Genomic DNA, 14,397 nt, shown 5'->3' with positions numbered 1-14,397 from the left:
TTGGGTTATGTTAATCAACTCATTGGTACATCGATCAACAAAAAGTCTGCTGCTTTGAGTGTTTTCACTGTTGCAATATCATACTGACTTAAACCAATAGCATCACGGCGTTTCAGTACTTCTCCCGCTACTTCCACTTCCCCTTCCAGTACTATCAGATAACTGCCATGCTGTGCCATTTTGGGTGCAATGTCCACACTTTGTCCTTCCTCAAAACGCCCTAAAGAAAACCATGCATCCTGGTTAATCAGTAACGCATCACTATTAGCTTCAGGCGATACAACGACCTGCAGTTTATTCAACCTGTCAGCAGGATCAAATGCCTGTTGCTGATAGCGTGGCTTAACGTTACGCAGTTTGGGGAATACCCATATCTGCAGCAGGCTGACAGGATCTGTTTTCGAAGCATTGAATTCAGAATGTGATATACCTGTACCGGCGCTCATGATCTGCACTTCATTACTGCGGATGATCTCGTGCCTACCCGTGTTATCACGATGTTCAAGCTCACCATTAAGCGGGATGGTTACTATTTCCATATTGTCGTGCGGATGTGTTCCAAACCCCATCCCACCTTTGATTGTATCGTCATTCAGTACACGTAATGCACCAAAATGTATGCGTTCCGGATTATAATAACCAGCAAAGCTGAACGTGTGATGGCTTTGTAACCAACCATGATTGGCGAAGCTGCGTGAATCTGCTCTGTGAATGATTTTTTCCATAATTCTTTTCTCCTTTTACAATACAAATATCCTCATTAAATGCAGGCTGGTAAATGGATTGCTTGATGAAAAGAGTGGACTATTTATACAAAAAAAATCCCGTTCCCTCTGAAGGGAACGGGACCTTTACAGATGCCTTGCCTTATACCAGTTCGGCATCCAATGTTATCTCTGTATTCAGCAGTTTGGAGATCGGGCAATTAGTTCTTGCTTCTTCTGCCAGCTCAGCAAACTTAGCTTTGTCCAGCCCCGGAACAGTTGCTTTCAGTTCCAGGTGGCTGCTTGTAATTGCACCATTATCCAGTGTAATAGTAGCTTTAGTATCGAGGTTTTCAGGCGTGAAACCTGCACCTGACAAAAGAAAACTCAGCTTCATGGTAAAACATCCTGAATGCGCAGCTGCTATCAGCTCCTCAGGATTAGTACCTGTACCATCCTCAAAGCGGCTTTTATAAGAATATGCTGTATTGCTTAATACACCAGACTGTGAACTTACTGTACCTTTTCCATCTTTACCGGTACCTTTCCAGTTGGCGGATGCAGATCTTTTCATGATTAAAGCGTTTGAATAGTTTAATGAATAAAGTGAATTGAAGGTGGTTATGGGGCTGAAATTACTATTTCTTTTTTTGTTTAGGAAAGAGTATTCCTCCGTAGATTTTTCTCTACACACATCCGGAAAACAAAAGACCGGATGAAATGTTTCACCCGGTCTACACTATTTCTGGCAATCATCCTCAAAAAAACTTCTTTCTCCACGTCATTGCTTACACTCTTTCCATGTCCGAACTTCTTTATTCCACGCTATTAGACATTTAGCTGCAATGACTGACGCCAGTATGTTGTATTTATGTTACGCTTAACCTTGTTTTACGAGCTGTACTCCTGCCTGCAGTTTCACTTCATCGCTCAGCATGATACCACCAGTTTCAGTCACTGCATTGTATGTAAGTCCGAAATCCTTTCTGTTGATTTTACCTTTAATCTCAAAACCTGCTTTGGTCTGACCATATGGGTCTTTTTGGACACCATTGTACTCTACTTCCAACTCCACTGGTTTGGTAACACCACGGATAGTCAGATCGCCGGTCACTTTGTACTCATCACTACCTTTCTTGGTTACACCGGTAGAAACAAAAGAGATTTTAGGATACTGTGCCGCATGGAAGAAATCTTCTGCCTTTAAGTGCTCATCACGCTGTTCGTTTTTGGTAGAGATGCTGTTAACATCTGCTTCGAAGGTGATCTTAGCATCGGTGAAGTCATCGTTGTTGCTTTCCACAGTTGCATCATATGTACCAAAGTACCCTGTCACGTTAGAGATCATAAGGTGTCTGATCTTAAATTCTACTTCACTGTGCATTGGGTCGATTTTCCAGATTGCCATAACTTTAAGTGTTTTTAAGTTTAATGTTTTTTTAAGTATGCGTTGTTTGAGTCTGTCTCTTTAAAAGATTGATTAGCAATTCGACTCTTCCCCTATTACTGTGCCATTCTATTTTCACTTTCCCTCTTCCGTCCTTGCTGTTATCTCCGTTTCATTAAGACAATACAAAATTACACGTTGCAACAAATATTCGAAATGGATAGAATGACTTAATAGGTGTACTTTTTTTTTTCGCGCGCCTTTTTACATATTATTAAACACTCGCGCGGGAGGCATCCTTAAATTCTGATGGAGTCTGATTGGTATATTTCTTAAAGAAGCGGCTGAAATAGTGGGGATCATCAAATCCCAGTTTATACGCTATTTCTTTGGCGGAAAGATCTGTATTATAAAGATATCGCTGTGCTTCCAGGATCACGCGGTTCCGGATATGCTCTCCCGCGGTAATACCTGACAGCTGTTTGCTGATCTCGTTCAGCAAAACCGGTTTTATATGGAGTATGCCGGCATAATCCGACACATTCTTCAGGGCAGTATATTTTTCTTCAATCAGGTTCTTAAACTGAAGGAATAAAGAGCTGTTATGACTGGCATGCTGTTCCGGCGTCGCCAACATACTGCTGCCTTTAATACGGGACGCCAGTACAAGGAAATACCGCAAAAGGCCATGAAAGGCAGTTTCATATTCTGATGCCTGCTCATTTACCTCCTTCATCATCATGTGCACCACCATCTCAAAATCCTTCTCCTGCTCGGCAGTAAGGGTAATAACACTGCTGAACTGATTATTGAAGAAAAGAGAGGAATTAATGCCCATCAGGGAGGCCGCCTGATCTTTCAGACACATGAATGCATCCTGGAATGCGATCATATATCCTTCTACTTTCTCACTGAACTCCATTTTGTGCACTTGTCCCGGAGCCAGGAAGAAAAGGGTGTTCTTTTTCACGGCATGGGTTACCGTATCAATAGTATTAATGAGTTGCCCTTTTTTGATCCAGTAGATCGTATAAAAGTCATGCCGGTGGGCAACGCCATTGCTGGCGAAGAACCCATCTCCCAGTTCACACAGACCTGATACCACAAACTTGGGGTCTGACTGTGCGTACCGGGGTAGCGGTACTACTTCTATATGTGCGCGTTTCTCACTCATTCAAATGTACCGGGTACTTCCACTTCCCGGTCTTCAGGCTCAATGTAATCAATTATAAAGTTATTCCGGCCTTCTCCCACCATAATTCCCAGATGTTTCATCTGCACCAGTTCCAGCATGCCCAGAAAAAGGAAGATAGCATGTACCCTGTCCCGGCACAGATCGAAGATCTTCTCGAAAGCCAGTGTCTTTTCCCTGCTGGCCAGGTCGATCATATATTCACGGGAACCTTCCATGGTGTAGTCATACTTATACACGACGTGCTGTGGCTTGTTTTCCCGCTGTTTTACGCGCTGCATCACCTTTTCGAAGGTCTTGGTCAGCTTAAAGAGCGTCAGGGTCTGTACTTCCGTTCCTTCGCTGGTTGCCTCCCCGATGGCAGCCAGTTCTTTGGCGATATTACCACGTTTGATCTGCAACATGCGTTCCGCTTCCTTCTCTGCCAGTTCTGCCGCCGCCTGTTTGAAACGCTTGTATTCCATTATTTTATCAATCAATTCCTGGCGGGGATCTATCTCAAGCCCCTGCTCATCCAGCTCTTTACGGGGCAACAGCATTTTTGCCTTGATACGCATCAGGGTAGACACGAAAAGGATAAATTCACTGGCCAGCTCGATGTTCAGGGACTCCAGGTGATGTATATAATCCAGGAAGTCCTGGGTGATGGTCGTGATCGGAATATTATAAATGTCCAGCTCGTCCCTCTCTATAAAGAAGAGCAACAGGTCAAATGGCCCCTCAAACTGGGGCAGCTTTATCTTGTAAGAGTTGTCATTCATAATGTTATGTATGGATTTCACTTATCTGCCGGTAACTGATCTGTTATAGCGCTGAAAGTGAAACCCATCAAAAATAGCGAAAATTCCCGCTCGTCAGAACTTGGCGGTAAAACCGACCCCTATCACCTGTTTGACTTGCAACCTCGGCCCCAATACCCCTGTTTTCTCGTTGGCAAAGACCTTCACATCATCGTCATAGATCATGTCTACAGAAACATTGGCGGAAATATGTTTGTTCACCTGCAGGTTCAGGCTATTGGTCCAGAACAGGTCAATGTTCTGTGGATTGTGCTTATAGTCGGAAAACAGGTCCATCCTGGTCTTATATATAATGTTTTTAGCGAGGGTTTTTACCCAATTGACGGTCAGGTATGCGCCCAACTCATTTTTCACATGTTTACCTGTATCCACACCAAAGGCTCCCTTCGAGGCCAGGTAATCATCCACCACAACCACGTAACGCGCAGTAACAGGAGAAAAGAACACAGAAAGCTGGTCATTGGGTTTATAATCAAGACCCGGCGATACCAGGATATAAGCCGGTGCAAAAAAACGGGACACCAGCGTCGGTTTTGCCGTATCAGAAGAAGGATATAAATAACCGTCGGTGAACTGAGTACGTAGGTCCAGCAAGGCACTGAGGAACAGGTTCTTGCCTACTTCATAACCGTACTTCGTAGTGATGCCGATACGGTCATCGCTTTTACGGCCGCCAAGGCTGGTCGTATTTACATAACCATATGCAAGGTCCAGTACGTTATCCCAGTTATTTTTACCCTTTTTATAGAAAGCATATGCGTTCAGATTAGATGCTACAGAGAAGGAGAATTTATCACCACCCGCAGCCCAGTTCGTCAGGCTCCCCTGGTTAATATTCACATTAAAAATCCCTCCTTTTTTCCACAAGGCAGGTACAGTGTCGTTGGCATCCTTTTTAATCTTTCCGCTGGCTTCTTCCCGGGATGTCTTCATCCAGTCACTCTGCGCGTAGAGCAGTGAAGAACATACCAAAAAACAAATAATAGTCAGAACGGATCTTCTCATCAGTATAAACATTTAATGCAGTGGATAAAATATAGTCGCTAATTGGCCTTACGAACATGTCGCGTTACAGGAACGCGGGTCGCAAAAATATAAAACTAACGGGGAACTTCCCGGGGGGATATAAAGGCAACCAGCCCAAAGCACAACCATTGCAGCGATAGCAGCACGCTCCAAAACTCCGGGCCAGCGTAATATTGTTTGAGATTATTTATTCTTCAATGCATCGCGGATCTCCATAAGCAGTTTTTCCTCTGTTGTTGGCCCAGGTGCAGGTGCAGGCGCTTCTTCTTTCTTCCTGGTCAGGCGGTTGATAAATTTCACCAACAGGAAAATACAAAACGCCACAATGATAAAATCAATACAGTTCTGTATAAATACTCCGTATGATACTACAGGTATACCAGCTGTCTTTGCGGCTTCAAGTGTATCTACCGTACCCTTGCTATGATCCAGCTGAAAGAATTTTTCCTTGAAGTCTACCTTTCCTGTCAGGATGCCCAGTATTGGCATAAATATATTATCGACCAGTGAGGAAACAATCTTTCCAAAAGCAGCGCCAATGATAACACCGACAGCAAGGTCAACAACATTCCCTTTGGTGGCAAACTCTTTAAATTCCTTTAAGAATGACATAATAAACTTTTTAAGGGTGAAGACAATCTGCGCGCTAAGATAATTATTATACTTTATAACGATATAACCGTTACCATTTTACCACTACAGTTTCGGATATTCCATCCTGAAAGAATGGAGTGTGTTCCTCAACGTTTGGGCCGCCACGTATTCTTTATACCAGTTCTGATCTGATGGTATGATCTGCCATTTAACATCATTACAGTTTTCGATCGCTTCTTCATACATCTTCATGTAATCCTTCCACTGCTTGGCTTCCGTCGAATCATTCTTATTATACTTCCACATTTTACGCGGTTCCTGACGTCTTTCTTTTAATCGTTCTTTCTGCTCTTCTTCTGAAATATGCAGATAGAATTTCAGGATAGCTGTATTGTTATGTTCAATCAGCAATCGTTCAAAATCATTGATGGCCTGCATTCTCTTCGCCGCCGTTTCATCATCTATCCATTTATGTACGCGTTGTATCAGGATATCTTCATAGTGCGAACGGTTCAATATATGTATCATTCCTTTTGCGGGTGTAAACCTGTGTATACGCCAGAGGAAGTCATGGTCTTTTTCTTCTTCTGTCGGAGCTTTGAATGAGCGCACATTTACACCCTGCGGATTCATACTGCCAAGTACATTCCTGATAAGCCCATCTTTACCACTGGCGTCCATTCCCTGCAATATTATCAGTATAGCATGTTTATGCTCTGCAAATAAAAGATTCTGCAACTCGTCCAGTTCCTCAATTATTTCTTTGGTTACGGCTTTGGTAGTCCTCTTGTCTGTTCCTTCAGGGGCTCTTGTACTGATCTCTGCGAGATTGATCTTATTCATCTGTCAAGGGTTAAGTTAATGTAACTGTAACAAAATATGGTCCGAAGTGTTGCATCATAGACAAATTCCGTACTATCATATAACAAAATATACGGACCTTTGCTGGCTTAAAACAACCTATCGTGAACAGCCGTGCCATCAACTGGAGTATTTTCCTATTATTATCACTGACCTGGGGTAGTTCTTTTATACTGATGAAGATCGGTCTGGAAGCACTTTCTCCATATCAGGTAGCGAGCCTTCGCCTGTTTAGTGCCGGTATAGCCTTATTACCGTTTTTCTTCAAATTCATTCGCCAGACGCCCCTGAACAAGATTCCTGTCATTATCCTGTCCGGCATACTGGGCAATCTCTTACCGGCTTACCTGTTCTGTATTGCAGAAACCCGTATTGATAGTGCCCTGGCGGGCATCTTAAATGGTCTCGTACCCCTGATGTCACTGCTGGCGGGATTTTTCCTCTTCCGTGCACCTATTGTCAGGCAGCAGTTGCTGGGTATTTTTCTTGGCCTGCTGGGTGTAGTGCTGCTCTTTGTAGTCAAAGGGGTGGATACCGGCTATTGGTACTATGGCTTGTGGATCGTACTGGCCACTATCTGTTACGGAATCAATATTGCGCTGGTACATCATCATCTGAAAGGGTACAGTTCCTTACAACTGGGCTCTATCGCGTTATTCTTCTGCGCTATTTTTGCGTTACCCATCCTGTTATACACCGACTTCTTTCCTTTGCTATCGGGGCCCGCGGTTCCCTGGCGCTCACTGGCTGCCAGTGTAACGCTGGGTATACTGGGTAGCGGTATAGCCTCCGTATTATTCTATATTCTGATCAATAAGGCCGGGGCATTATTCGCTTCCATGGTCACTTATGCCTTACCGGTGGTTGCTATTGGCTGGGGCTTGCTGGCGGGAGAAAGGATCTCTTTCCTGCAGGTGTTATGCCTGGGCGTTATTCTCGCGGGTGTATATACTGTAAATAAAGCAAAACGCTGATCCTGACGGACCAGCGTTTTGCGTAAAATCTTTCTTGTAAATATAGCTAGTGGTTGATGATCTTTGTAAGATCACTTAGCCCCGGTTTCTTAGTTCATGATACTATCAGGCACGCCGATTAGATTACCATGATCTCTTTTTCCTTCTGGGCGCAATGCTTGTCCACTACCTCAATATATTTATTGGTCAGGCTCTGGATATCAGCCTCTGCATCTTTCGCAGTGTCTTCACTCAGACCTTCTTTCTGTAGTTTTTTGATGGCTTCGATCGCATCCCTGCGGATGTTCCTGATAGCAATTTTTGCCTGTTCACCTTCGCCGGCAGCACGTTTTACAAATTCTTTCCTTCTTTCTTCTGTCAGCGGTGGCAGGAACATACGAATAATCTGACCGTCGTTCTGCGGGTTAATGCCAATATTAGACGCAATAATTGCCCTTTCGATTGGCTGCAGCATATTCCTTTCCCATGGCTGGATGGTCAGGGTACGGGCATCCGCCACTGCAATGTTAGCTACCTGGGCGAGGGGAGTAGGCGCACCATAGTATTCTACCGTAATTCCATCCAATATCTGCGGGTTAGCTTTACCGGCCCTGATCTTGGTAAGTTCCACCTCCAGGTGCCCGATGGCCTTTTGCATGGTTTCGGTGGCATCGTCTATAATTAACGTTAGATCATCTTGCATAGCAAAAAATAATTAAGTGCCTGCAAACCTACAGGATTTATCTGAAATTGGAAAGTTGTTACAAAGGGAGAGGCCACGGTTAAGGGTAACCGGGCCCGAAATTATTTATCCTGCAAGATACCTTTCGTGTTCACGCGCAGGATCTTGGGATGATTAACAGTCGTTTGCGCCTCAGTGGCGGCATCCTTAATGGCAGATACTGTAAGCGCCCGCAGCATGGCTTCTTTTCTCCTTTTCATCTGGTACAGTATACCGGTGAGCAATAACGCTGATCCCAGGATCACACTTAACAGGTAACCGGAGCCGATATCCTGCAGGGCAAAAGCCAGGGCAATATAGCCTGCATTGATCATCACCATTACTACAGCGGTCTGTTTGTGATTCAGGCCCAGTTCCAACAGATAGTGGTGAATGTGGTTACGGTCTGCAGAGAAAGGTGATCTCCCGTGCATCATACGGATGGCAAATACACGTAATGTATCGAACAACGGCATGATCAGGATAGCGATTGCCACGATAGGAACTGAGGTAACAGGCAGTTTACCGGCGGGATTACCGGCTACTTCGATGAATTTAACAGCCAGGATGGCGTTTACCAACCCAACCATCAGGGAACCAGTGTCCCCCATGAATATACGCGCAGGAGATATATTATAGATAAGAAAAGCCGCCAGGCCACCGGCCATGGCAAAGCCCATCACTGCATACAGCAATTCACCTGTATACAGGAAATAAGTACCCAACACCCCGGATACCAGCATACCAATGCTACCCGCCAGCCCGTCAACACCGTCAATCAGATTAAAAGCATTGATGATAACCAGGAAAGTGAAATAAGTCAGTAACAGGCTAAAATGTGGAGGAAGCGCATCAATCCCCATGATCCCATACATACTGCTGATCTGTAAATTGCCCAGATATATTACGGCAAAGGAAGCCATTAATTGACCGATCAGTTTTTTAAGCGGCGAAAGTCCCACAATGTCATCTTTCATCCCAACCATAAAGATTACGATGAATGCAGCCACCATATACTGGAATGGGGAATCAGCAAATGCAGGTACACACACCGCAGATGCCATCACAAATCCTGAAAAAAAACCGATACCCCCTAAAGTTGGTATACGAGCTTTGTGAGATTTCCGTTCGTCTGGTTCGTCATAAAGATGTTTCAACTCTGCAACCCTTATCAAAACAGGGATTGCAAAATAGGTTATAACAAAACTCAGGACGGTCGCAATTAAAACATTCTCCATGTTGGGAGGGGCTTGATTATTACAAAGATATTAATTTCAATCAAATGTGTATCATAAAAATAGGAAATTAAATAGATTTGGACCCTGGATCATTAAAAACTATTAGCTTAGAGACTAAATATTGCCAGGAATCTATCTAATTTTTCTATTAATTTAGCAATTCAAAATTTGCAATTATCATGCCTCAGTTGAAAGACATAGCAACACAAATCAGACGGGATATAGTTCGTATGGTGCATGGCTGCCAAAGCGGCCATCCAGGCGGTTCTTTAGGATGTGCAGATTTCTTTACTGCCCTTTATTTTAAAGTTATGCAGCATAAGCCGCAGCCTTTTGAGATGGATGGTGGAGATCAGGACCTGTTCTTCCTTTCAAACGGGCACATTTCACCAGTATTCTACAGCACTCTGGCCCATGCCGGTTATTTTCCAAAAGAAGAACTGGCTACATTCCGTAAACTCAATTCCCGCCTTCAGGGTCACCCTACCACCCATGAACACCTGCCAGGTGTAAGGGTTGCTTCCGGCTCCCTCGGACAGGGTATGAGCGTAGCGATTGGTGCTGCACTGACAAAAAAATTAAATAATGATGACCGTTTCGTATTCTCCCTCCATGGTGATGGTGAACTGGAAGAAGGTCAGAACTGGGAAGCGATCATGTTTGCTCCCCATCATAAAGTAGACAATCTCATCGTAACGGTTGACTGGAATGGACAGCAGATCGACGGTACAGTGGAAGATGTAGCAGGCCTGGGTGACCTGGAGCCTAAATTTGCTTCCTTCGGCTGGAAAGTGCTGCACATGAACGGTAACGATATGGATGAAGTAGTTGCTACCCTCGAGAAAGCAGTTAGCTTAACCGGACAGGGACAGCCTATCGTGATCCTGATGAAAACCGTAATGGGTAAGGGTGTTGACTTCATGGAAGGTCACCACGAATGGCATGGTATCGCTCCAAGCGACGAGCAACTGGCTAAAGCACTCGCACAGTTACCCGCAACAGAACTGGGCGATTATTAATTGATCGATCATCTAGAATCAGATATTGGCAGTCTTCGTAACGCACCTCCCTCGGGAGGTATTGCTAAAGGACCGTCAATTACGGGTGAGTAGTGCGATGTTACATTTGCTTCCCGAAGATCTTTTTCTGAGAATAATATAAATAAAAAAGCATCCGTCTCAAGGCGGATGCTTTTTTATTTATATCATTCTCAGATATTATGTTGCTTTCAGTTCAATATCCTGCTTACCGGCCCTTCGTGCAGGATACCAGCTGGCCCCCAGGCCTATCACTATAATGGTAACACTCACCAGAATGAAATCGCTCAATTGCATACTTACAGGGTAGGCGCTCACCAGGAAAGACTCTTCTTCCAATGTAATCAATCCGAACTTTTGCTGTAACAGGCAGAATAATATACTGATCCCAAATCCGATCAGGGTCCCTATGCCGGCTATGATCATTCCTTCCATCAGGAATATGCGGGTGATCAACCGCGGACGTGCTCCCATAGCCTTCAGGATAGTGATATCCTTCTGCTTTTCCATGACCAGCATGTACAAACAGCCGATCATATTAAATGCTGCGATCATCAGGATGAAACTCATGATAGCGTAGACTGCCCAACGCTCCGTTTGCATAATGGCATACAATGCCTGGTTCTGTTCATAACGGGTTTCAATGGTATAGCCATTACCCAGTAATACCTGCAAGCGCTGCTTGAGCTCCATGTCATCCAGGCCGGGAACACCTTTCACCTCCAACGCCGACATCTCATCTTCATTCATGCCCAGTAGCCCGCGCATGAAGGCTATATTTGTGATCACATATTTACTATTGAATTCCTGCTGAATGGCAAAGGATCCTGCAGGATACAATACACCACTGCTCAGCGCATCTTCCGGCGTAGTAACGCTCTTCACATTCCTACGGGGCAGGTACACACTGATGGGCGTCATGTCCCTTTCCAAATCCACCCCCAACGCTATCTCCAATTCGACTCCCAGTACCGCTTTATAACCATTTTCATCCCCCGTATCAAATTTACCGTGGGCAATACTCTTATCTACAGCTGCTACCTTATTGTAATCGCTGTCCACTCCTTTAAGAATAGCAATGGTCTGATCCCCCTCTCCATAGCGTAATACGGCTTTCTCCTCCACTACTTCCGTTATATCCGCAACGCCTTTCACCGCACCAATCTGTTTCAATTGTGCTGCTGTAAGCGTGATACTTTTGCCAGTCACCGCGCTGATCTTTACCGAAGGATAAAAAGTGGTATATAAAGATTTCACCAGTCCTTCAAATCCGTTAAATACGCTGAGGATAATAATCAGCGCACCTGCCCCTACCGCAATAGCTGATACACTAACCCAGGCAATAATATTGATGGCATTGGTACTTTTTTTTGCCCTGAAATAACGGGATGCGAACTGCCAGATCAAATTGATAATATTTTATTTGTTTTCCTTCCCGCCTTCGTCGTCGTCTTTGATCTTCTTGAACAGTTCTTCCATCTTGAATACATAATCCAGCGTATCATCGAGGAACAGGGAGAGCTCGGGTACACGGCGTAACTGTTTGCCTACGCGATTGCCCAGTTCTTTCTTGATCTCACCCATTCTTTCCTTGATCCGGTTTACCATAGCGTGGTTATCGGCTATCTGGAACATGCTCAGATACACCCTTGCCTCCAGCAGATCTGGCGTCATACGTACGGCGGATATAGAGATCATTCCTCCCTCCAGTACGTTGAATCCCATACGCTGAAAGATATCACTGAGTTCTTTTTGTAACAGTTGCCCGATTTGTTTCTGTCTTTTGCTTTCCTGCATAATATTTTAAGATTTGAGATTGTATTAACTTGCACCCTTAATTCAATCTTCTCCGGCAAAGATAAGGAAACGGGCATGTGCTGACAGATATAAAATCGGTCCCTGCTTCCGGAAAGGATAAACAGACAAGATAAATAATCGTAAGATGAAGACTTTTTTCAGGTTGCTGAGTTTGTCGAAGCCCTATCACCACTACATCCCGGAATATGTTGTGTATGTGCTGCTTTATACCATTTTCGGCTTAATGAACTTTACACTGCTCATTCCTTTGATGAATGCACTGTTCAACGCCGGCGAACAGGAAATAGTGACGCAAATGCCCGCTTTTTCATTCTCTATAGCGTATTTCAAAGACGTTTTCAATTATTACCTAACATCGCTGCTCCAGCAATATCATGGCAATAAGTTCCCTGTACTCATATACATATGTGCAATCCTCTTCGTCAGTATCGTTCTGAAAAACCTGTTCGGCTACCTGAGTCAGAAGGTTCTGACACGCATGCGTGTGAACATGCTACGCAAAATGAGGGAGCAGGTATTCCATCAGTATACCACACAGTCCATGGGATTCTTTCATAACGAGCGCAAAGGAGACCTGTTGTCAGTACTCAGTGGGGACGTAGTGGAAGTAGAGAACTCCGTGACCACCGCCATGCAGACCCTCCTCCGCGATCCCCTGGTGATCATATCTACATTCATTGCACTGTTTACTTTGTCTAAAGAACTGACCTTTTTCACATTGTTATTCTTTCCTATTTCCGGATTGATACTCAGCGCCGTTTCCAAAAAGCTGAAAAAGCAATCTAACCAGGGCCAGTTGCTGTTAGGTAAGCTGTTGAATATCACCGAGGAAACACTGTCAGGTGTGCGTATCATCAAGGCATTCAATGCCGAGCGGTTTATTAAGAACAAATTCCAGCAGGATAATCTTACCTATGCCCGTACCTTCAAATCGATGCAGGACCAGCGTGAAATGGCGTCTCCTGTATCTGAAATATTAGGAGTATTGGTAGTGATTGTGATCATGCTGTATGGCGGCCGCCTGATACTGTCGGGCGACAACTCACTGACCGGAAGTGCCTTCATTGCCTACCTGGGCTTCTATTTCCAGATTCTGGCGCCTGCCAAGTCTATTGGTACCGCATTCACCGCTTTACCAAGAGGTATAGCTGCCGGCGAGAGAGTGTTGCGCATCATGGACCTGCCCAACAATATTGTTGATAAACCAGATGCAAAATCGCTACCTGGCTTTGAACGTGAGATCAGATTTGACAATGTTTCCTTTTCTTATAAAGAAAACCCGGCATTAAAGAATGTACAACTGGATCCTGTACTGAAAAACGTACAGCTGAAGATAGCCAAAGGCCGTATGGTAGCGCTGGTGGGTAAAAGCGGCGCCGGTAAATCCACCATGGCCGATCTGATTCCCCGTTTCTATGATGTCACCTCCGGTAGTATCCAGGTTGACGGGCAGGATATCCGTGATGTGAAAATGCATGACCTCCGGGCATTAATAGGTATGGTATCCCAGGAAGCTATTCTCTTTAATGATACTGTTTTTAATAGCATCGCTTTCGGCCAGCCTGACGCTGACAGAGAGGCCGTGATCAATGCGGCCAAGATCGCCAATGCCCATGAATTCATTGTGCAGCTTGAAAACGGTTATGATACCACTATCGGTGACCGCGGTATGAAACTCAGCGGCGGCCAGCGTCAACGTCTGACTATCGCACGCGCCATCTTTAAAAATCCTCCCATCCTCATACTTGACGAAGCTACTTCCGCATTGGACACAGAATCTGAAAAACTGGTGCAGGACGCACTGGACAGACTGATGGAAAATCGCACCACTATCGTCATTGCTCACCGCCTTTCCACTATTCAGCATGCCGATGAGATCGTAGTGCTTGACAAAGGTGAGATTAAGGAACAAGGCACACACGATCAGCTGATTGCCAATAACGGTATTTACAGGAAGCTGGTAGAGATGCAGGAGTTTAAATAGCATTAATATAGCAGTCCCTGCTATGGCCCCATTTTTGTGACCCATAGGCCCTATGTCAGATACGGCCTATGGGCTTTTTTAT

The 14,397-nt window shown here is 44.6% G+C and carries 15 protein-coding genes; 3 read left to right on the top strand and 12 right to left on the bottom strand.

All coding sequences use genetic code 11. The features are described from left to right. Window positions 1-14: 14 nt before the first annotated feature. The 8 genes from F3I09_RS07550 to F3I09_RS07515 form a co-directional block, all read right to left on the bottom strand. Window positions 15-725 carry a pirin family protein gene (locus F3I09_RS07550; protein WP_149694426.1) on the bottom strand — a complete coding sequence of 237 codons (711 nt, stop codon included), beginning with the start codon at window positions 723-725 and terminating at the stop codon, window positions 15-17. Between the two features lie 142 nt (window positions 726-867). Next, window positions 868-1,278, bottom strand: coding sequence for an OsmC family protein (locus F3I09_RS07545; RefSeq protein WP_089828967.1), 411 nt, complete (start codon window positions 1,276-1,278; stop codon window positions 868-870). A gap of 306 nt (window positions 1,279-1,584) precedes the next feature. Beyond that, window positions 1,585-2,112 (bottom strand): YceI family protein, encoded by a 528-nt coding sequence (locus F3I09_RS07540; protein WP_149694425.1) that lies wholly within the window; start codon window positions 2,110-2,112, stop codon window positions 1,585-1,587. A gap of 253 nt (window positions 2,113-2,365) precedes the next feature. Continuing rightward, complete coding sequence (locus F3I09_RS07535) at window positions 2,366-3,265, bottom strand: helix-turn-helix domain-containing protein (protein WP_149694424.1); 900 nt, start codon at window positions 3,263-3,265, stop codon at window positions 2,366-2,368. Beyond that, a complete protein-coding gene (locus F3I09_RS07530) occupies window positions 3,262-4,044 on the bottom strand; it encodes a ScpA family protein (RefSeq protein WP_149694423.1) in 783 nt (260 codons plus the stop codon). The genes F3I09_RS07535 and F3I09_RS07530 overlap by 4 nt, the downstream gene beginning before the upstream one ends. 93 nt (window positions 4,045-4,137) lie before the next feature. Next, the gene (locus F3I09_RS07525; RefSeq protein ID WP_149694422.1) at window positions 4,138-5,088 is read right to left on the bottom strand and encodes a DUF3078 domain-containing protein; all 951 of its coding nucleotides are present in this window, start codon (window positions 5,086-5,088) and stop codon (window positions 4,138-4,140) included. 204 nt (window positions 5,089-5,292) lie between these two features. Then, window positions 5,293-5,721: a large conductance mechanosensitive channel protein MscL gene (gene mscL / locus F3I09_RS07520; protein ID WP_149694421.1), complete on the bottom strand. Its 429-nt coding sequence runs from the start codon at window positions 5,719-5,721 to the stop codon at window positions 5,293-5,295. A gap of 84 nt (window positions 5,722-5,805) precedes the next feature. Further along, window positions 5,806-6,546 (bottom strand): PPK2 family polyphosphate kinase, encoded by a 741-nt coding sequence (locus F3I09_RS07515; protein ID WP_149694420.1) that lies wholly within the window; start codon window positions 6,544-6,546, stop codon window positions 5,806-5,808. 122 nt (window positions 6,547-6,668) lie between these two features. On the opposite strand from F3I09_RS07515, the gene F3I09_RS07510 reads away from it, so the two are divergent. Then, window positions 6,669-7,538 carry a DMT family transporter gene (locus F3I09_RS07510; protein ID WP_149694419.1) on the top strand — a complete coding sequence of 290 codons (870 nt, stop codon included), beginning with the start codon at window positions 6,669-6,671 and terminating at the stop codon, window positions 7,536-7,538. A 118-nt stretch (window positions 7,539-7,656) separates the two neighbouring features. Here F3I09_RS07510 and frr read toward each other — a convergent pair whose 3' ends face one another. Next, on the bottom strand, window positions 7,657-8,220 hold the full coding sequence (gene frr / locus F3I09_RS07505) for a ribosome recycling factor (RefSeq protein WP_149694418.1): 564 nt from the start codon (window positions 8,218-8,220) through the stop codon (window positions 7,657-7,659). A gap of 101 nt (window positions 8,221-8,321) precedes the next feature. Beyond that, complete coding sequence (locus F3I09_RS07500; RefSeq protein WP_223233166.1) at window positions 8,322-9,251, bottom strand: MraY family glycosyltransferase; 930 nt, start codon at window positions 9,249-9,251, stop codon at window positions 8,322-8,324. Between the two features lie 404 nt (window positions 9,252-9,655). Here F3I09_RS07500 and F3I09_RS07495 point away from each other — a divergent pair, with 404 nt between their 5' ends. Further along, window positions 9,656-10,495, top strand: a complete 840-nt coding sequence (locus F3I09_RS07495; protein WP_149694416.1) for a transketolase — start codon at window positions 9,656-9,658, stop codon at window positions 10,493-10,495. A 198-nt stretch (window positions 10,496-10,693) separates the two neighbouring features. Here the strand turns inward: F3I09_RS07495 and F3I09_RS07490 are convergent, their stop codons facing one another. Further along, entirely contained in the window at window positions 10,694-11,920 is a 1,227-nt protein-coding gene (locus F3I09_RS07490) for an FtsX-like permease family protein (RefSeq protein ID WP_149694415.1), read from the bottom strand. Between the two features lie 12 nt (window positions 11,921-11,932). After that, complete coding sequence (gene rbfA / locus F3I09_RS07485; RefSeq protein ID WP_149694414.1) at window positions 11,933-12,310, bottom strand: 30S ribosome-binding factor RbfA; 378 nt, start codon at window positions 12,308-12,310, stop codon at window positions 11,933-11,935. Window positions 12,311-12,455: 145 nt separating this feature from the next. On the opposite strand from rbfA, the gene F3I09_RS07480 reads away from it, so the two are divergent. After that, complete coding sequence (locus tag F3I09_RS07480; protein ID WP_149694413.1) at window positions 12,456-14,315, top strand: ABC transporter ATP-binding protein; 1,860 nt, start codon at window positions 12,456-12,458, stop codon at window positions 14,313-14,315. Window positions 14,316-14,397: the final 82 nt, after the last annotated feature.

The organism is Chitinophaga sp. CF418 (assembly GCF_900142925.1).
Lineage (GTDB): Bacteria > Bacteroidota > Bacteroidia > Chitinophagales > Chitinophagaceae > Chitinophaga.
The sequence above is the reverse complement of the archived record's forward strand: the minus strand, read 5'-3'. Positions and strand labels throughout refer to the sequence as shown.